21 protein-coding genes are annotated in these 16,933 nt (G+C 63.2%); 6 read left to right on the top strand and 15 right to left on the bottom strand.

The window, feature by feature from the left end:
- Window positions 1–177 precede the first annotated feature (177 nt).
- The 3 genes from ACSFDB_RS19905 to ACSFDB_RS19895 all read right to left on the bottom strand — a co-directional run bounded on the left by ACSFDB_RS19905 (window position 178) and on the right by ACSFDB_RS19895 (window position 1,717).
- The gene (locus ACSFDB_RS19905; protein WP_090311506.1) at window positions 178–489 is read right to left on the bottom strand and encodes a DUF7521 family protein; all 312 of its coding nucleotides are present in this window, start codon (window positions 487–489) and stop codon (window positions 178–180) included.
- The gene (locus ACSFDB_RS19900) at window positions 486–833 is read right to left on the bottom strand and encodes an ArsR/SmtB family transcription factor (RefSeq protein WP_006091105.1); all 348 of its coding nucleotides are present in this window, start codon (window positions 831–833) and stop codon (window positions 486–488) included. Before ACSFDB_RS19900 ends, ACSFDB_RS19905 begins: the two co-directional genes overlap by 4 nt.
- A gap of 173 nt (window positions 834–1,006) precedes the next feature.
- On the bottom strand, window positions 1,007–1,717 hold the full coding sequence (locus ACSFDB_RS19895; protein WP_440772639.1) for an alpha/beta hydrolase family protein: 711 nt from the start codon (window positions 1,715–1,717) through the stop codon (window positions 1,007–1,009).
- A 113-nt stretch (window positions 1,718–1,830) separates the two neighbouring features.
- On the opposite strand from ACSFDB_RS19895, the gene ACSFDB_RS19890 reads away from it, so the two are divergent.
- A complete protein-coding gene (locus ACSFDB_RS19890; RefSeq protein ID WP_440772638.1) occupies window positions 1,831–1,995 on the top strand; it encodes a hypothetical protein in 165 nt (54 codons plus the stop codon).
- A gap of 132 nt (window positions 1,996–2,127) precedes the next feature.
- On the top strand, window positions 2,128–2,400 hold the full coding sequence (locus ACSFDB_RS19885) for a hypothetical protein (RefSeq protein ID WP_440772637.1): 273 nt from the start codon (window positions 2,128–2,130) through the stop codon (window positions 2,398–2,400).
- A gap of 15 nt (window positions 2,401–2,415) precedes the next feature.
- Here ACSFDB_RS19885 and ACSFDB_RS19880 read toward each other — a convergent pair whose 3' ends face one another.
- Entirely contained in the window at window positions 2,416–2,733 is a 318-nt protein-coding gene (locus ACSFDB_RS19880) for a hypothetical protein (protein ID WP_440772636.1), read from the bottom strand.
- 183 nt (window positions 2,734–2,916) lie between these two features.
- Here ACSFDB_RS19880 and ACSFDB_RS19875 point away from each other — a divergent pair, with 183 nt between their 5' ends.
- Entirely contained in the window at window positions 2,917–3,150 is a 234-nt protein-coding gene (locus ACSFDB_RS19875) for a hypothetical protein (RefSeq protein ID WP_440772635.1), read from the top strand.
- A 44-nt stretch (window positions 3,151–3,194) separates the two neighbouring features.
- On the opposite strand, the gene ACSFDB_RS19870 is transcribed toward ACSFDB_RS19875, so the two are convergent.
- Window positions 3,195–4,289, bottom strand: a complete 1,095-nt coding sequence (locus ACSFDB_RS19870) for a tyrosine-type recombinase/integrase (protein WP_440772634.1) — start codon at window positions 4,287–4,289, stop codon at window positions 3,195–3,197.
- 463 nt (window positions 4,290–4,752) lie between these two features.
- Between ACSFDB_RS19870 and ACSFDB_RS19865 the strand changes: the two genes are divergently transcribed.
- Both ACSFDB_RS19865 and ACSFDB_RS19860 read left to right on the top strand, forming a co-directional pair.
- Window positions 4,753–5,271 (top strand): DUF7342 family protein, encoded by a 519-nt coding sequence (locus ACSFDB_RS19865; RefSeq protein ID WP_440772633.1) that lies wholly within the window; start codon window positions 4,753–4,755, stop codon window positions 5,269–5,271.
- Window positions 5,272–5,359: 88 nt separating this feature from the next.
- Entirely contained in the window at window positions 5,360–5,698 is a 339-nt protein-coding gene (locus ACSFDB_RS19860) for a toxin-antitoxin system TumE family protein (protein ID WP_440772632.1), read from the top strand.
- A 152-nt stretch (window positions 5,699–5,850) separates the two neighbouring features.
- On the opposite strand, the gene ACSFDB_RS19855 is transcribed toward ACSFDB_RS19860, so the two are convergent.
- Entirely contained in the window at window positions 5,851–6,678 is an 828-nt protein-coding gene (locus ACSFDB_RS19855) for a DUF4097 family beta strand repeat-containing protein (protein WP_440772631.1), read from the bottom strand.
- 288 nt (window positions 6,679–6,966) lie between these two features.
- Here ACSFDB_RS19855 and ACSFDB_RS19850 point away from each other — a divergent pair, with 288 nt between their 5' ends.
- Window positions 6,967–8,112: a tyrosine-type recombinase/integrase gene (locus tag ACSFDB_RS19850; protein WP_440772630.1), complete on the top strand. Its 1,146-nt coding sequence runs from the start codon at window positions 6,967–6,969 to the stop codon at window positions 8,110–8,112.
- A 173-nt stretch (window positions 8,113–8,285) separates the two neighbouring features.
- On the opposite strand, the gene ACSFDB_RS19845 is transcribed toward ACSFDB_RS19850, so the two are convergent.
- Genes ACSFDB_RS19845 through ACSFDB_RS19805 form a run of 9 tightly spaced genes read right to left on the bottom strand, consistent with a single transcriptional unit; the run spans window position 8,286 to window position 16,777 of the window.
- Entirely contained in the window at window positions 8,286–10,142 is a 1,857-nt protein-coding gene (locus ACSFDB_RS19845) for a Na(+)/H(+) antiporter subunit D (RefSeq protein ID WP_440772629.1), read from the bottom strand.
- Complete coding sequence (locus ACSFDB_RS19840) at window positions 10,139–12,109, bottom strand: proton-conducting transporter transmembrane domain-containing protein (protein ID WP_440772628.1); 1,971 nt, start codon at window positions 12,107–12,109, stop codon at window positions 10,139–10,141. Before ACSFDB_RS19840 ends, ACSFDB_RS19845 begins: the two co-directional genes overlap by 4 nt.
- Window positions 12,106–13,713, bottom strand: coding sequence for a proton-conducting transporter transmembrane domain-containing protein (locus ACSFDB_RS19835; RefSeq protein ID WP_440772627.1), 1,608 nt, complete (start codon window positions 13,711–13,713; stop codon window positions 12,106–12,108). Before ACSFDB_RS19835 ends, ACSFDB_RS19840 begins: the two co-directional genes overlap by 4 nt.
- Window positions 13,706–14,086, bottom strand: a complete 381-nt coding sequence (locus ACSFDB_RS19830) for a cation:proton antiporter subunit C (protein WP_440772626.1) — start codon at window positions 14,084–14,086, stop codon at window positions 13,706–13,708. Before ACSFDB_RS19830 ends, ACSFDB_RS19835 begins: the two co-directional genes overlap by 8 nt.
- Window positions 14,079–14,582 carry an MnhB domain-containing protein gene (locus tag ACSFDB_RS19825; protein ID WP_440772625.1) on the bottom strand — a complete coding sequence of 168 codons (504 nt, stop codon included), beginning with the start codon at window positions 14,580–14,582 and terminating at the stop codon, window positions 14,079–14,081. Before ACSFDB_RS19825 ends, ACSFDB_RS19830 begins: the two co-directional genes overlap by 8 nt.
- The gene (locus ACSFDB_RS19820) at window positions 14,582–15,130 is read right to left on the bottom strand and encodes a DUF4040 domain-containing protein (protein WP_006091089.1); all 549 of its coding nucleotides are present in this window, start codon (window positions 15,128–15,130) and stop codon (window positions 14,582–14,584) included. The genes ACSFDB_RS19825 and ACSFDB_RS19820 overlap by 1 nt, the downstream gene beginning before the upstream one ends.
- Entirely contained in the window at window positions 15,127–15,459 is a 333-nt protein-coding gene (mnhG, locus tag ACSFDB_RS19815) for a monovalent cation/H(+) antiporter subunit G (protein WP_440772624.1), read from the bottom strand. Before mnhG ends, ACSFDB_RS19820 begins: the two co-directional genes overlap by 4 nt.
- Entirely contained in the window at window positions 15,456–15,743 is a 288-nt protein-coding gene (locus ACSFDB_RS19810; RefSeq protein WP_440772623.1) for a cation:proton antiporter, read from the bottom strand. Before ACSFDB_RS19810 ends, mnhG begins: the two co-directional genes overlap by 4 nt.
- Window positions 15,740–16,777: a monovalent cation/H+ antiporter subunit E gene (locus ACSFDB_RS19805; RefSeq protein WP_440772622.1), complete on the bottom strand. Its 1,038-nt coding sequence runs from the start codon at window positions 16,775–16,777 to the stop codon at window positions 15,740–15,742. The genes ACSFDB_RS19810 and ACSFDB_RS19805 overlap by 4 nt, the downstream gene beginning before the upstream one ends.
- Window positions 16,778–16,933: the final 156 nt, after the last annotated feature.

Here is a 16,933-nt window from a genome sequence, read left to right as displayed (position 1 = left end):
ATCATCCCAACGGTGCCACTCCGCTGACGAACTGCTGTCCCCGGCGGACGATCACGTGCCGGCCCGCGGTCGTCCGGACAGTCTCTCCGACGAAGCAGTCCCCGCCCCCGCTTCGGCCCGACGAACCCGACGCTCATCTCAGATTTTGCAGCCAGTAGGACCCAGCGTGCCGTCAACTCAGTGATGGCCGTACAGCGAGTACATGATCGCCACCAGTCCGAGAAGTCGACTCACGTTCTCGAGAAAGACCGTGACGACCTGTCCCGGGCTGGCGATGGTCGTGACCGTGACGTTGATCAGGAACGGACAAAGCGTTAGCAAGAGCAATCCAGTAGCGAGATAGAGCATCGATCCCGCGTCGTTGCGACGGTAGCCGCGGTAGGCCTGGTAGGCGATGACCGTGCCGAACAGCGCGACGAGAAAGAGCGTCGCTACGGTCAGGAGTTCGAACAACGGCGCTTCGTCGATCCGGACGATGTCCTGGCTCATCGCATCCCCTCCCACAGACGGGTGAACTTGTCGGCGACGTCTTCCTCGCGATACGTTACCTCGAGTTCGAACGAGCCGTCCTCGAGGGAGAGCTCGAGATGTTCGAGGTTCGCGCTGTAAACGCTGTAGTGATTTCCGTCGGGTGCGAGCTCCGTCTCTTCGGTGACAAGCTGGCACTCCTCGAGGCGGTCGAGTCGACGATAAATCGTCGGTAGGGACGCATCACACCGGTCACTCAGGGTACTGGCAGACATGGGTTCGATGCTCGTATGGGTGAGGATTTTGCGTGCGTACTCGTCGTCGAGCACCGCGAGCACTGTCGACAGATCGGTATCCTCACTCACTGCTACCTGTTCGTTCCGGCAACGCTATGAAAAACGGTCCGGTTTTTCTGACCGAGAGAATCCGCTCTCGAGGCCGATCGGTGGCGATTTGGGACTGATATCGATACGGGAAAACCGGCTCGAGCGGCCGAAAAGAATGGTATATCAACATGTGATTTATCGTGATGCGGCGATCACTGCGTCTCGAGCCAGTGAAACGTCCGCTCGAGGAGCCGTTCTTCGGCTTCTGACGAGAACAGGTGGCCCTCCGTGGCGAACGTCTCGAGGAGCATGTCCGTCTCGAACTGCGAGGCCGCCTCGAAGCTGTGAGCCACGTCGACGGAGTCGTCCTGCGTGCCGTGAAAGATCGCGACCGGAACGTCGAGCGAGCGTTCGACGGTATCGAAACTGTACCGTGCGAAATCGTCGAAGAACCGACGATCGATTCGATCGCCGGTCTCGAACCGATACTCGCCCTCGCGCTCGACTACCGTCCGATACTCGTCGAAGACGCGGTTGTACGTCACGGGTGCTCGGGTGACGACTGCGTCGACTCGGTCGTCACGCACGGCGGCGTGGAACGCGACCTTGCCGCCGAAACTCGAGCCGAACAGGACGTACGACGGCGGTTCGAACCACTCGACGACGGCCGCCAGATCGGCGAGCTTCGAACTGAGCGTCTGGTCGACGAACGCGCCGTCGGACTCGCCACAGCCCCGAAAGTCGAACCGGACGGCGTTGTACCCCCGTTCGACCGCTCGCCGACAGCGTCGCTCGTAGCTCCCCGACTTGTCGCTCAGAAAGCCGTGGCAGAAGACCAGCCAGTCGTCTCCGGGCGCCTCGTGGTGGACGGCGGCGACGGATTCGCCGTCGTCGACCGGGATCCGATGGTCCGTTTCGGCCATTGTGTGTCCTCTCGAGGCTCGCGACCGTAGGCGTTGTCGTTCGTGGTCGATTAGCACCTGCGGCTTCCATCGCTGGCACACCGTTTACCCACCGACGCGGCGACCCCCTCAGTATGACCCGCACGACCTATCGATGTACCTGCGGCGCGCTGTTGAAATTCGCGCAGGATCTCGAGAAGGAGTCCGGAATCGCGACGCGGAGCTGGAAGTGTACGGACTGCGGGACGCCCGTTCCGGGACAGATCGCCGAGAAGGTCCGCCACCAGCATCCGTCCTGATCCCCGTCCCGCCTCGATCGAAGGGCGTAACGCGTCCGGTTCGACACGGTCCGCACACGGCGTTGCAAGCACCGCCGATATGTCTCGAAGGGGAGACAGCCAGCGTACACGATGAATCGCAACCGAAGGCGCATGCTCGAATTGACGGGAATCGCCGCAGTCGGCTCGATAACCCTGCTCGCCGGGTGTAGCGACGAGGGCCCCGGTGACGAGGAGCCGGACGGCGACGAACCGGACGAGAACGACGGCGATGGGGGGAACGGTGACGACGCTGCAAACGGTGACAACGGCGACGACGAACAGGCCGACCATCCCGACGAGGTCGGTGACGAGGGCGACGCCGGTGCCGATGACGCGGCGGAGCCGACGGGCGGCGCTCCCGACGAAGACGACGACGATAACTGAGCACGTCGAAGATCGTTACTGACGGTCGGTCTCGAGTTCGGACTCGAGCGCGAGCCTCCGGCCTCGTGCGTATCGCCATTGCGCATATCCGTAGTACACCAGCGAGAGACCGGTGAGAACACCCAGCGCGATGGTCGAGAGTAGTAACGCGACCACCGGTTCGATCGTCGTCTCGAGAGGGCGGTGGAGGGACTGCTCGAGCGCTTGCCGTTGAGCCGCCGAGAGACCCACGACGAAGGCGTACCAGGCGAACGAGAGCGTGCTCGCGGCCCAGAGAACGAGGCAGGCCGCGGAGAGGAGCCAGCCTCGTCGCTGGAGCGTCGCGTCACCCATCAGTCTCTCTCCTCGATGGAACGCCGAAATTCGGCTTCCGAATGTACATCAGTACTCGTGACCGCCTTTGCGTGAACGCGAACAGCCGAATCGCGATCCATTGTCGCCTGCATTTGGCCGAGAGTTATATCGAGAGCGCTCACGTGCACAGGTAGTAGTATCGTCAGGACGTATCGCGCGAGTATGACCGACGAGCAACGTCAGGGCGACGGCGGTCCGGATCGATCGGGAACTGCTCAAAGAGACAGACTGGCGCCGCCCGGTTCGCCGGGTGGAGCCGCAGCCGCTGCCTCCGTACTGTGGGGCGCCGTCGCGTTCCTCCACCTGGAATCGATCGCTATCGGATTGTTGGTGTTCCTGGCAGTTCTCACGTCACTCGAAGCGATCGCTGGATTCGTGACCGAACGGACCGACTGAAGACGGACCGCATTCGAGCGAGAAGCCCCGGAGCGAACGGAAGATTACTCGTCGTCGAACACTTCGGTATTGTCCGCACCCAACTCGCTCGCTTCGATGTGGGAGTACATCGTCGACGTCGTCTTCGGATCGGCGTGACGAAGGGTTCGCTGGGCCCGCTGTGCGCCGTGTTCCCTGTACAACGTTTCACCGACGCCTCGTCGAGCGCCGTGGAGGGTCAGGTACTCGCCGTCCGTAAGGCCGGGTACGTCGGCCTCGTCCGACAGTCGTTTCAACAGCGTTCGCGTCCCAGAGATGGTCACCGACGGCGGTTCGATCGCGTTCTCGAGAACGAACGTCCACGGGTCAGCGTCGGGGACGTCGTATCCCGCGTTTCGAATACGCTCGTACAACGAGGGCGGATGTCTCGAGGGAAACACCGGCCAGGACTCGTTCGATGGATCGACGAGCGACCGAAGTCGGCGAAGCGGGTCGATCGTCTGTCCCGTCAGTCCGACCGCTTCCCGGTCCTGACTCTTGCCGAAGACCTGGATCACCCCGTTCTCGAGGTCGACGTCGGACCACCGCAGTCCGTTTCGGCGATCGTGTCGTGAATCGGCTACCACCTCCGATCCGCGGACGCCCGTGTACGCGAGGACGGTGATCAGTGCGCGATCGCGAACCGCTTCGACGGCGTTGCTGCCCTGTTTGTCGACCGCCGCTCGAGCGCGTTCGTCGACGTACTCGACGATCGCCGCTCGCTGTTCGGGATGCCAGAACTGCTGGTCGCCGCTGTCGGTCGTCGCCGCCGGAAGCGGCTTTCTCGCCTCGCGTTTTTCGGCGGGGTTCTCGCCGAGGGTACCCACTTCGACGGATCGAGCCAACAGCGCCGACACGTAGTTGTAGTACGTTTGCGCAGTCGAAGCGCTAATCGCATCGGCGTGTACCCGGCGCTTGAGATGCGACGCGTAGTTCCGCATCGTCAGTGGCGACACTCCCTCGAGCGTATCGACGTCTCGGTCGGCACACCAGTCGATCCAGTTCTCGAGACTGTACTCGAGGTTCTGTGCGTAGTTGCCGTCGCGTTCGGCGACGAACTCGGCTATCGCGTTCTCGAGCGGCGTTTCCCCGGACGAACCCCCGGATTCGGTATCCACCATCGACGTAGCTTCGCCGACGGCGGCGACCCTCCTAAATCCACCGTACATTATTGGGCTAATGTACTGTGTACTATTGGAGTTGATTAGACCGTGGTTTTAGCCCGTGAATGTGCAGGAATCAGGAGATTAGATGTTCTTGGAGACGCCCATATATCTTATAATGATATACGAAACAGGATTGTAACTCAGCAGAGGTTCGGATGAAGGAATCCTACAAACTACTGGATTACAATTACTTATTTAGACATACTATGTCAATTAAGGAACAATAATCAAATTGCGTTTTAGATGCTTCGGAACCTCGAGGAAATGAGATAATCAGTCGAAAATGTCGTCGTAAAGTCCTCTCTTGGGCTGTGAGTTCCTTGGAACGGTACGCGTAGATTTATGTGGTAAGCGGGAAATTGGACGATATATTTTGGGCGAAGAAAGGAATATATGGGTTAGGGCCATTGATGGAAGTATGACAGACAACACCCGACGCGAAGGGCCACCTCCGTTCGACAGACCGTTCGAGGATGAGGACACGAAGCAGCGCGTGTATGGGGCAGTTTTGCACGCTCGAGAGCCGATGACGGCCGCTGAGATCGCCGAGCAAGCAGACTGCTCGGCGGAGTCGGCACGGACCCACTTGTCGTTCTACGCCGATCTCGGCATCGTTATTCGACACGAGGGACGACCAGTCAGGTACGAGCGCAACGACGACTACTTCGAGTGGCGTCGAGTGAACGAGTTAGCGCAGAAGAATACCGTCGACGAGTTGCAGGGCCGCGTCTCAGAGTTGACTGATCGAATCGAAGCGTATTGTGACGAATACGGCGTCGATTCACCCGCCGAGGTCGACGTCCTCGAGTTTGATGCGGAGCGGATCGACGATGTGTACGTCGCACTCGGTGATTGGGCCACCGCTATTGAGGAGCGTCGTCATCACGAACGTGCCCGGAGAAAGGTTGCCAGTTCAACGGCTCCGTCCCACAGCTGACATGGTACCGTCGAACGACGGTCGGAGTCCTGCGCCGATCGACCGATCGGTGTTAGAGCGACTTCGATCCCAATTTGTCGGGAGTCGAATGTTTCATTCGGCGGAAATCGTTACGACTGGGAAGCTACACCTTCGTGTCGACCTGTCCGACGAATACTACCCGAACGAGATGTCCGCTCGTCTCGAGATTCGCTGGTACCGAAACGACGATTTCAACGTCCACTATCAAGAGGAACGGCCAGATAGTGCGTGGAAGTGTCGATGGGATCGGCATCCGAACGCGCACAACTCGAGAGATCACTTCCACCCGCCGCCAGCCGCGAGTCGCAGCGACGCGAAAAACGAACAGTGGCCAACTGACCATTGCGACGTGAGCCGCCTCGTCCTCAATCGGATTGAAGAGCGAATCGAAACGCTGTGGGGGTAACAGTAGGCAGAGAGAATATCGGCAGCATCGACTCCATAGTACGTATTCTATCGATTTCCTCGACAGAACTGATATCAACTACTCAAAGAACATCTGTCGAACGCACGCACTTACCGCGTTCGCGGATAATTCCCTGAATCGGGGGTCAATCGCTACCGACCCCTCACCGTCACGCCCCCCGTTTCCGTCGAAACCTCGAGTCGATTCGCCCCGTCACCGACGACGGCTTCGATCAACGAATCGCCGGCCATCTCCGGGAGGTCTTCCACGTCGGTGACTTCGATCTGGCCCGTCTCGGTCGTGATCTCGAGCGTCAGATCGAGTTCGTCGGGAACGCGCAGATCGATAGAACCCGTCGACGACACGATGGTCGCGTCGTCGTCGATCCCGGACAGCGAAACGTCTACGTCGCCGGTGTCGGTCTCGAGTCGGTCGATCGACGCGGGATCCTCGACGGCGAGGTCGCCGGTTTCCGTCGCGGCCGAGACGACCCCCTCGACCGCTGTTGCACTCACAGCTCCCGTTTTGGAGGTTATCTGTAGATCCCCGTTGACGTTCTCCACGTCGATATCACCGGCTCTGGACTCGAGTCGCCGCACCTCGAGTCGGTCCGGAACGGCGACCGAGAGGTCGAGCACCGGATCGGGCCGGAGCCCGAAAACGGTCCGCGCGTCGTCTCGGTCGACCGAAATATCGAGGACGTCGTCGTCGGTCGTCGTCGACAGCCCGATCGACTCGAGATCGTCGCGGCTGACGGCCGCCTTCTGGCCCTCGATGTCGATCGCGTCCGTCGGTGCCGTGTGAACGTCGACATCGCTGAGCGTCGTCGAGACCGTTACCGCCCGTAGCTCGTCCGTGGTGTGTGTCTTCGTTACCGTTTGCTCGACGTCTCGGCTCCTCGAGAGACAGCCGGCGACGCCACAGAGGACCCCACCGGCGGCGCCGGCCAGCACGGAGCGCCGTGACGCCTGGCGTGTCATATGGTGACGTACGCTGCCAGCGGCCATAATGGCGACCGTCACGACGAGCGAGAGTCCGTTCGAAACGACAGTTCGTTCGATTGCTCTCGTTTCTTTCCGGACAGGGGAGACCGAAACACAGATTTAGGGTGGTGGACCAGTACCGTACGAACAGATGATTCGCGGCGTCGATCCCACCGGTCGTACTCGCCGTGTCGTCGGCAGCCGTGAGCGAACGGCGTCCCGTGACGGTGAGCGCCACAATCGGATCTCGCGTATCGAACCAGCCGTCGAGCGGGTGATCGAACCGTGAGCAACGCCGACGGCGTCACCGTCGTCGACGCGGTCGACGCCTACCTCCAGCGCAAGGCCGTCGGCGACCCCGACGGTCCCGGTGCCGGAACCTACGCCTCGAACGCCGAGTCGATCCTGCGGCGCTGGGCCGACTGGCTCGAGACCGAACACGGCGTCGTCTCGCTGTTTTCCCTCGAGATCGAACAGATGCGAGCGTACGCCGTCGAGTTGCGATCCCGGGCCGACCGCGGCGAGTACGCGGCATCGACCGCCGGGACCTACTACGCGGTCGTCCGAGCGTTTCTCTCGTGGTGTGTCCGCGGCGGTATCCTCGAGTCGAATCCGGCCGCGGCCGACGCCGCCGAGTCCGCCCTCCCCTCCGGAGACGATCGATCCAGCGACGAGTTCTGGACGGCCGCACAGCGCCGACGGCTCCGGACGCACGTCCGCGAACGCGCACTCGAGGCCTCGGCAGGCGAACTCGACCGGGAGGAACGCTGCAGCCGACTGCGAGAGTACGCGATGGTTGCCCTCCTGGCTCACTCCGGGGTTCGCGGCTCCGAGCTGTTTCGCGTCCCCGACGACGAACGACGCACGGGGGCGACCTGGGACGACGTCGACTTCTATACGGGAACGATCCGCGTGCTCGGGAAATCACAGCGACTCGAGGACGTGCCGCTGCCGGCATCCGCCCGGACACCGCTGCGACGCTACCGGGTCGTTCTCGATCCGCCGTCGAACGACTGGCCGCTGTTTCCGACGCGTCATGCGCCCTCCATCGCTCGTCGCGTCAGGAGCGTACTAGCGGAACGGGGCCACACTGAGTCCGAAATTGATGCGCTTCTCGCGGAGACGACGGCGACCCAACTCGCTCGCGAGCGTTCGATCGCGCCACCGACGATCACTACCGAAGGTGCTCGTTCGGTCCTGAAACGGCTCTGTGAGGACGCGGACGTCAACATCGACGGCGACTACCTGACGCCGCGAGGAGTCCGGGAGACGGCCGACGGCGACAGCGATCTGTACCGGCGCGAAGCGACGACGTCGAAGCCCGCGCTCCGCGCGTCGGTCCTCGAGCGAACGATCGCCGTCCCGGAATCGCCGCCTTCGATCATCGACGTCGGCTCGAGCGACCGTGACGAGCAGTCGGAACAGGACTGAGACGATATCGGAGCTCAGATGAGTGCCGTTGTCGATAGGAAATACTGTTCGACGTGGGGTTGATGCGTGAGTGGTTTCTCGAGCGACCGGCGTCGAACGTTGACTGACGGTTCTCGAGAGGGGTGAATCAGTTCTGGCGGAGACGGAAAACAGGAACTCGTCCGAGGCGGATTTCAGCTGATAAGCAGCCAGAGGACGACCGTGAGTACGATCGTGAGCAACAGGACGGTCGTGCCGATGCTAATCCGAAGGTGAATCGTCGACGGACGGCCGCCGTCGGCCGGCCGGCGCTCCTCGGCGTCGACCATCGGGAGCCGACGAGCGGCCGCATCGACCGCCAGCACGGGGTTGTTCCCAACCCAGTAACAGCGCTTGACGAAGCTGACGACCGCGTTGTCGACCGCGGCGTACGTCCCCGTGGTCGCTCGCATCGTCCCACGACCGACGTGGTAGGTGACGGGGTTGACGATCAGCGCCGGATCGGAGTAGTCGAGCTTCGAGAGCGGCTTGCGGATGAGCTTGAAGCCGACAGCCGAGATGGCGATCAGGATAGCCGCGTCCTGTAAGTGCCCGACGCTGTAGGGAGTCAACGTCTGATCTTCGCCGCCGGGACCGAGGAACTCCGTCCCGTCGATCAACGGCAACAGATCGGTGAAGACCGGCCAACCAATCATCGGCAGACCGAGGACGACACACGCGCCACCGACGGAGAACATCGCCGTGATCTGGCCCGGTTTTGCGTCTCTGACCTCCCGGTCGCTCTCGCCATGGAAGAAGACGTAGAAGCCGAGCTTGATAAACGAGAGGAAGGTCCCGATCGCACCGATGAAGAGCAGCCAGTACAGGGCCTGATACTCGGATCCGCCGTAGTAGTGCGGATCAGCGGCGTCGAGGACCATCCCCTTGCTGATGAAGCCGCTGAAGCCGGGGACGGCGGTAATCGAGAGCGCGCCGATGAAAAAGGCGATCGCGGTTAGCGGCATCTCCCGCCAGAGTCCGCCGAGTTTGTAGAGGTCGTTCTCCCGCGTGCGGTAGATGACGACCCCGACGGCCATGAACAGCAGGCTCTTGTAGAGCACGTTGTTGAACAGGTGCCCCATCGCGCCGGCGGCACCGATCGTGGTCCCGATACCGATCCCAGCCACCATGTAGCCCAGCTGGGCCTGGATGTGGTAGGACAGCAGCGCGCGCATGTCGTGCTGGAGCAGCGCGAAGACGACGCCGTAGACGGCCATCAGCCCGCCCATGTAGGCGAGATAGATGTTGCCCTCCGGAACCGCACGCAGGAGGACGTACGCGCTCGTCTTCGTCGTGAAGGCCGCGAGGAACACCGACGCGGCGAAATGTGGCCGCGGATAGGTGTCCGGCAGCCAGGTGTGGAAGCCGACGAACGCGACGTTGACGCCGATCCCGAGGATCGCGAGCAACATCGGCAGCCCCTCGCCGAACCCGCCCGCCAGCAGGGCGTTCGGATAGTCGACGCCCTCGCCGAAGACGAACGTCCCGACCTGGGCGTAGTGGGCGATCACCGCGAACAGCACTAAGCTGCCGCCGATACCGTGGGCGATCGCGTACCGATAGCCCGCGCGGACGGCGTCGCCGCCGTAGTGCCAGACCAGGACGGTACTCGTCAGCGCCATGATCTCCCACATGAAAACGAGGACAAGCCAGTCGCCTGCGAATGCCACGCCGAACGCGCTTGCGACGTACGCCAGCGCGAACGCGGCCATCGTCTTCGTGGCCTCACTCGAGTACGCGTAGATCACGGCGAACGTACCGAGGAAGCCGAGGGCGATCCCCATCATCCGGGTGAACTCGTCGATGTAGAACGGCCGGATATCGGAGAATCCGAGGAAGGTCCCCGTGAGGTGGGCACCCTCTGGAGCGAAGACCGCAATGGCCACCACAGCAGCGAGGCTGAGCGCGCCGATCGCGAAGCCGAGGATGCGCGGCAGGACGAGCACGAGCAGGGCCGCCGCGAAGACGATCAGCGGCGGGTAGGCCATCGTCAGTAGGTCTGCTTCGATCATCGATCGATCACCTCCATAGCCTCCTCGAGCGAAAGATCGTGTAACTCGTTAAACGAGTCGACGCCGAAGACGCCCTCGACGATGTACATCGCGAGGTCGAGGAAGACGGCGTAGTCAGGGATCACGCCGAGCGTGACCGCGCCGGTCGCGATGACGCTGATCGGGAAGATCATGAGCCACGTGCTCTCGGTGAACGGCGAGTGGCGTTCCCAGCCGCCGGCCGGCGGCCCACCGTGGTGGTGGTCGCCGTGGTCGTGATGGTCCTCTGCGTGATCGTCGTGGGTCTCTGCATCCTCGGGAACGGTGTGGTCGCTCGGATACTTGTCGACAGCATATTCGGGTTCGTCTTCGTCGGTGACTGTCTCCGGCGTGCCGGCGCCTTTGGCTTCGGTTTCGTCGTCCCGTTCGTCCGCAGGCTGTGGCTGGCCGCTTTCGGGCTTCTCGTCGGATCGATCGCCACCGTCGGTCGCGACCGTCTCTTCGTTCTCGAAGTAGGACTCGCGTTTGCCACCCGGCGGGAACTCGAGTAGCGGTTTCGCGTCGTGGCGATCCTCGCTCTCGAAGAAGGCCGTGTAGACGACCGGCCAGAGGTAGGCGATGTTGAGGATTCCGGAGACGATCAGCGCGGTGGCGAACAGCCAGTAGCCGCCGCCGACCGAGCCGGAGCCGATCAGCATGTAGAACTTGCTGACGAAGCCGGCGATCAGCGGCATGCCGGCCATCCCGGCCGCGCCGATAGCGAACGCGGACATCGTCAGCGGCATCCGCTTGCCGATGCCGGCCATCTCGCTGACGTAGTCGGTGTGGGTCTCGACGTGGACCGCCCCCGCACAGAAGAACAGGGTGAGCTTCCCGAACGCGTGGGCGGGAATGTGGAACAGGGCCCCGAGGATCGCGAGCGGATGGAGCATCGAGAGCCCCAGTACGATGTAGGACAGCTGTGCCGTCGTCGAGAACGCGAGCCGACGTTTCAGGTGATCCTTTCGCAGGGCGATGATACTCGCCGCCGTAAGCGTGAACGCGGCCAGTATCGCGAGCGGGATATTCAGCCCGACCTCCCCGACACCGGGAACGCTCAACGGCAGATCGTAGATGAGTCCAGGACCGAAGACATCGAGGATGACGCGTGCCACCCCGAACGCGCCGGATTTGACGACCGCCACCGCGTGGAGCAGTCCCGAAACCGGCGTCGGCGCGACCATCGCGTCGGCCAGCCAGGAGTGAAGCGGCATCACCGCGGCCTTGACGCCGAAGCCGGCGATCAGCAGGTAGAAGGCGGCCTGAGCGAAGACGGGATCGGCCTGTGCGGCTTCGGCGAGCATCCCGATACCACCGGACTCGAAGGCCAGATGCGCCTCGCCCGCGGGGTCGGCGCTACTGGTGAGCCAGTAGACCAGCACGGTCCCGGCGAGCAGGAAGACCCCGCCGCCGAAGAACGTGTACGCGAGATACTTCCGTCCCGCAATTCGGGCCTCGTTGTCCTCGTTGTGGGCGACCAGCGGGTAGGTGACGAGGCTCAGCAGCTCGTAGAAGATGAAGATCGTCACCAGATTGCCGGCGAAGGCGATCCCGATCGCCGTCGAGAGACTGGCCGCGAAGGAGGCGAAGAAACGCGTCTGCGCGTGTTCGTCGAGCCCCCGCATGTAGCCCGCGGCGTAAAAGGAGGTAAAGATCCAGAGGAAACTCGCGAGCAAGGCAAACAGCAGTCCCAGCGGATCGGCGCGCAACACGAAGTCGATTCCCGCGAGGAACTCGACGCCGAGTGAGTCCGCGAGACTCCACTCGTAGACGGTGCCGTCCATCACACCGGGGAGCATGCTGAGGATGATTCCGAACTTCGCCAGTGCGGCGACGACCGACCAGCTCTCGCGGACGTTCGGGTAGCGATACGACGCGATGATCAGACACATCGCGAGCGCCGAGACGAGGACGGCGGCTAACGGACGTGGGTCTGCAACTTCAGTCATTCAGTAAACACCTCCGACGTAAACGGCTCGAGCCACTCGAAGAACGCACCGCCGGCGAAGCCGAGCAAGACGGCGACGACGGCGATGACGACGAGGATTCCGAGCATGCCGATCGAGACGGCGTCGGGAGATCCTCGGCGGATGGAATCACGATCGAGGGCCGTTGCGCCCTCGTGTCCGGTATCGCCGCCGGTATCAGCTCCGCCGTCCGCAGCGACTCGGCCCGGCGGATGGGGTGATTCGACCGGCGTCGCCGGCGTGAAGTACATCTTCTCGAGCAACCGGGCCGAGTAGGCCAGCGTGAGCATGGTGCTGAGGAAGATGACGACGGCGACGGGCCAGACCTCGGCCTCGACCGCGCCGACGGCGACGTACCACTTGCCGATGAAGCCGGCCGACGGCGGGATGCCGATCAGCGCGATCAGCAGGATCGCGATCGAACCGGCGGTGAACGGTCTGTGTTCGGCGAGACCGGCGTACTCGTTGACGGTCCGAGCGCCGTAGCCGAGCGCGACGACGCCGGCGGCGACGAACAGGCCGGCCTTGATGACGCCGTGGCCGATCAGGTGGATCACCGCGCCGACGAACGCCGTCTGCGTGACGAGCCCGTAGGCCGCGACGATGAGACCGAACTGCGCGACCGAGGAGTAGGCGAACATCCGCTTGACGTCTCGCTGGATCACCGCGAGGGTGCTGCCGGCGAGGACGCTCACGCAGCCGACCGTGACGACGACTTCCGTCAGATACGGCGTCGCCGTGAGGAACTCGGGGCCGAAGACGTTGTACATAATTCGGCCGAGCGCGTACGCCGAAACCGTCGAGACGAGCGCCGCGATCACCGGCGTCACCCCGTCGGGGGCGTGCTGGTAGGCGTCGGGCTGCCAGGTGTGCAGGGGCCACTGGGCCACCTTCAGCGCGAAGCCGATGAAGATGAAGGCGAACGCCGCACGGAGCAGCGTCAGATCGCTACCGCCCTCCTCGGCGACCAGCGGAATCGCCTCGCCGAGAACCTCCATGTTCAGGGCGCCGGTCGCCATGAAGAGGAAGCCGACGCCGATGAGGTACAACGAGGCCCCCATCGTCCCGAGAATGAGGTACTTCAGGGCCGCAACTGCGGACTCGGGACCGTCGGCGGCGGCGATCATGGCGTAGGTCGCCAGCCCGACGATCTCGAGGAAGACGAACATGTTGAACACGTCGCCGGTCAGCGAGAGCCCGAGCAGGCCGCCGATGAGCAGCAGGTAGCCGGTATAGAACGTGTTCCCGCGCGGCCCGCCTACGCGCGTGTACGCGAGGACGCCCGCGGCGGTGACGGTGACGAGCAGGGCGATCAACACGGAGAACTCGTCGGCGACGAGTTCGATGCCGACGCCTTGCGGGCGGTCTTCCGTTTCGCCCCAGCCGCCGAGGACGTGGACGACGCGGCCGGTCTCGTAGACGGCGGCCGCGAGGTAGACCGTAGCCGCGGTCAGCGCGGTGGTCGTCAGCGCGGCGACGGACCAGCCCGTGCGCTCGAACCGGAGTCCGAGGACGATCGGTACGGCCGCCAGCAGGATCGGCACGGCGACCAGCAGGGCCGGTAGCATCTCGGCGAGACTACTCATCGGCACGCACCTCCCGAAGGGTGTCCTCGCGAAGCGTCCCGTACTCCGCGTAGATGCGGACGATGAGCGCGAGACCGACGGCCGTCAGCGCGATCCCGACGACAATTGCAGTCAGCACGATCACGTGCGGGAGCGGACTCGCCATGAGACCGGGATCGCTTCCGTCAGACGGAACGATCGGCGCCTTCCCGCCCTCGACGTAGGCGACCGCGACGAAAAACAGGAAGATCGCGGTCTGGAAGAGATTGACGCCGATCAACTTCTTCACGAGGTTCTCGTTGGCGATGATCATGTAGATCCCGATCCCCATCAGGACGAACATCAGCGCGTAGGCGTAGCGCGTCGTGAGGACGTCGAGTGTGCCCTCAATCATCGTCGCTCACCCCCTCGAGCGACTCGTCTTCGCGCCTGTTGCGTTCGGGCACGAAGCCCGCGGCCGTCGCGAAGAACAGCGTGATGACGACGCCGGCGACGATCAGTGCGACGCCACCGACCTCGATGGCCTCCATCCCCCAGTAGTGGGCGATGCCGAACGTCTCGGTGAATGTATCGTACTCGAGGAAGCTTCCCCCGAGGGCCATCGTGGCGAGACCGGTTGCGACGAAGATGGTGACACCACCGGTGACGAGTCCGACGACGAAGGAGTTTTTCAGCCACTGGCGGGTGGGTTCGATTCCGAAGGCGAAGGCGAGCATAAGCACGGTGACGCCGATGATCGCGCCACCCTGGAAGCTGCCACCGGGCGTGTCGGCCCCGTGGAGGCTCATGAACATCCCGTAAGTGAGCGTAAACGGTGCGATGATCTTGACCGTCGTCATGATCACCTGACTCTCGGTGTAAGTATCGTCGTAGGAGTCGGTCTGAGACATTAGGTGAACACCTCCCGTTTGAGGACGAGGAGAACGGCGACGCCGGCGGCAAAGACGACGACCGCCTCGCCGAAAGTGTCGAACCCACGGTAGGAGGCCAACACCGCGCTGACCGCGTTCTGCGCGCCGGTGTCGGCGTACGTTTCCTGCAGGTAGTACAGCGAGGGCGTCTGCTCGAGCACGCCGCCGCCCCAGATCGGCGCGTCCTCGGTGCCGACCGCATACATATCCGGAAGCAGCGTCAGCGTCACGAGGACGAACGCGCCCACGGCGACGACGGCGGGCACGCTCACTCGTTCGAACAGCTGATCGGTCGGCGGACGACTCGTCCGCGCGATAGTCAGGAGGAGCAGAATCGTCGTCACGCCGGCGCCGATTGCGGCTTCGGTCATCGCGACGTCGGGCGCGAGCAGGTACGTGTAGAGGATCGCCATCCCGAGGCTGTAAGCGCCGAAGACGACGATCGCGGAGAGGACGTCCCGGAACAGGGCCGTGGCGATCGCGGTCAGCAGGATGAACACGGCGAGGGTGAGGGCGAACGGACTCATTTGGTCTCACCCTCCTCCTCCGAATCCTTCGTCCACGGGTCGATGCCGCTCTCCGCGGCCGAGCGGGTGATCGCGTGGGCCGCGGTCGGATTCGTGATGAAGACGAAAAACAGCAACAAGACGGTGTATACCGTCGCGTGCTGCCAGCCGAGCGCGAGTGCGACGGCTGCGAGTGCGAGTCCCGCGCCGAGCGTGTCCGCCTGGGATGCGGTGTGTGCGCGCGCGTAGACGTCGGGCAATCGAAGCACGCCCATCGCCGAGACGAACGTGAAGAACAGTCCAAAGGCGATGAGGACGATAATCGCCCAGAACCGGATCGACTCGATCACAACACACCACCTCGCTCGACCGTAAACTTCGAGATGGCGACCGCCATCAGGAAGTTGAGCAGGGCGTAGATCAACGCGATATCGAGGAACCACGGCTCGTCGAGTCCCGCCGCGAGCAGGGCCAGGATGACGACCGTGTTCGTCCCGAGAACGTTGACGGCGAGCAGTCGGTCCTGCGTCGTCGGCCCCGCGACGGCCCGATAGAACATCAAGATTGCAAGGACGACGAACAGCGCCGCCGCGCCGAGGAAAATTTCCTCGACCGTCACGCCGCTGGGGATCACTGCTCTTCACCCCCGAGAATCTCGGTGTCACCGCGCTCTCTCGGCGTCGCGATCGCAGCCGCTTCGCGGCCGTGGAAGACGAATCTGACGGCACGCTCGAGCGACCCGTCGAAGAGATCCTCACGGGCAGACGGGATAAGCGTGTGAACGATCAGCCGCTGGTCGTCGCCGCGGACCACGAGCGTCCCCGGCGTGAGCGTGATGCTGTTCGCGAGCGCGAGCAGCGGGAGTCCGCCTCTGACTCGGGCGTTAAGACGGGTCATCGTGGGATCGATCGGCAGCGACGGCCGCAGGATCACGATCGAAATCGCGAGGTTGGCCTTGACGATCTCCCAGATGAGATACGGGACGTAGAGGCCAAAGCGGAGCGTTCGGAGCGGCGACTGGATCCGATCGAGCGGAAACGTAAACGTGATGTGTGCGAGCGAGACGGAAACGATGCCGGCAACCGCCGCGCCCGTCACGAGATCGAACCAGTAGGTCGGATCACCGAGGATCAGATAGAAACCGTAGGAGATCCAGAATAGGGCGAACAGTCGGTCGAAGCGTTCGGTCCCGTCGCCGACCAGTCGCTCGTGGCGCGCCGGTCGTTCGACCGGTGCCTCGTCGTACGCCAACCCGACAGCGTCGAGTTCGCGTTCGATCGACTGGAGCATCTGGGCCGTCGCACCCGGCTGATACTCCGGGTCGAGCACGACCAGACCCATGTCCTGTTCGCGCGCGTAGTCGTCGAACGCACTGGCAAAGTCGCGGGGACCGAAGAGATACTCGTCGGTGCCGAGCAGCGTCGTCTCGACCGTGACCGACGCACTGCCGGCGTCCTCTCGAACCCAGTTGGCCGCTTTCGAGAGGATCTCTTTGGCCGCCTCGGTCTCCTGTTGGCCCTCGATGAGGTCCGCCTCGTGGGGTAACGCGACCACCAGATGGACCTCGAGTTCGTCCGCTCGTTCGAGACCGGACTGAACCGCGTAGCCGACCGTCTGTCGAACGGTCACCGTATCCGACAGCGGTACGAGCACTCGTTCAACCGCCACGGCGCGTCCCTCCTCGAGACAGTCGATAGATATTCATGTCACTCGTCGTTAGTCGAGTCAAGCGGTAGCCGTAGGAAAACGATTTCGTTATCCGCCAGACGAACTGACGGTTCAGCGAATTGTATCGGCCGAATCGTAACAACGGAATTTGGTTTT

The sequence above is a fragment of the Natronorubrum amylolyticum genome, from assembly GCF_052040145.1.
In the GTDB taxonomy this organism is placed as follows: Archaea; Halobacteriota; Halobacteria; order Halobacteriales; family Natrialbaceae; genus Natronorubrum.
This window is presented reverse-complemented; position numbering and strand designations above follow the sequence as displayed.

What these genes read in the sequence shown, in the direction of transcription:
- ACSFDB_RS19905 (WP_090311506.1), bottom strand. Translation starts at nt 489, where the DNA reads ATGAGCCAGGACATCGTCCGGATCGACGAAGCGCCGTTGTTCGAACTC.
- ACSFDB_RS19895 (WP_440772639.1), bottom strand. Translation starts at nt 1,717, where the DNA reads ATGGCCGAAACGGACCATCGGATCCCGGTCGACGACGGCGAATCCGTC.
- ACSFDB_RS19890 (WP_440772638.1), top strand. Translation starts at nt 1,831, where the DNA reads ATGACCCGCACGACCTATCGATGTACCTGCGGCGCGCTGTTGAAATTC.
- ACSFDB_RS19885 (WP_440772637.1), top strand. Translation starts at nt 2,128, where the DNA reads ATGCTCGAATTGACGGGAATCGCCGCAGTCGGCTCGATAACCCTGCTC.
- ACSFDB_RS19880 (WP_440772636.1), bottom strand. Translation starts at nt 2,733, where the DNA reads ATGGGTGACGCGACGCTCCAGCGACGAGGCTGGCTCCTCTCCGCGGCC.
- ACSFDB_RS19875 (WP_440772635.1), top strand. Translation starts at nt 2,917, where the DNA reads ATGACCGACGAGCAACGTCAGGGCGACGGCGGTCCGGATCGATCGGGA.
- ACSFDB_RS19870 (WP_440772634.1), bottom strand. Translation starts at nt 4,289, where the DNA reads ATGGTGGATACCGAATCCGGGGGTTCGTCCGGGGAAACGCCGCTCGAG.
- ACSFDB_RS19865 (WP_440772633.1), top strand. Translation starts at nt 4,753, where the DNA reads ATGACAGACAACACCCGACGCGAAGGGCCACCTCCGTTCGACAGACCG.
- ACSFDB_RS19860 (WP_440772632.1), top strand. Translation starts at nt 5,360, where the DNA reads ATGTTTCATTCGGCGGAAATCGTTACGACTGGGAAGCTACACCTTCGT.
- ACSFDB_RS19855 (WP_440772631.1), bottom strand. Translation starts at nt 6,678, where the DNA reads ATGACACGCCAGGCGTCACGGCGCTCCGTGCTGGCCGGCGCCGCCGGT.
- ACSFDB_RS19845 (WP_440772629.1), bottom strand. Translation starts at nt 10,142, where the DNA reads ATGATCGAAGCAGACCTACTGACGATGGCCTACCCGCCGCTGATCGTC.
- ACSFDB_RS19840 (WP_440772628.1), bottom strand. Translation starts at nt 12,109, where the DNA reads ATGACTGAAGTTGCAGACCCACGTCCGTTAGCCGCCGTCCTCGTCTCG.
- ACSFDB_RS19835 (WP_440772627.1), bottom strand. Translation starts at nt 13,713, where the DNA reads ATGAGTAGTCTCGCCGAGATGCTACCGGCCCTGCTGGTCGCCGTGCCG.
- ACSFDB_RS19830 (WP_440772626.1), bottom strand. Translation starts at nt 14,086, where the DNA reads ATGATTGAGGGCACACTCGACGTCCTCACGACGCGCTACGCCTACGCG.
- ACSFDB_RS19825 (WP_440772625.1), bottom strand. Translation starts at nt 14,582, where the DNA reads ATGTCTCAGACCGACTCCTACGACGATACTTACACCGAGAGTCAGGTG.
- ACSFDB_RS19820 (WP_006091089.1), bottom strand. Translation starts at nt 15,130, where the DNA reads ATGAGTCCGTTCGCCCTCACCCTCGCCGTGTTCATCCTGCTGACCGCG.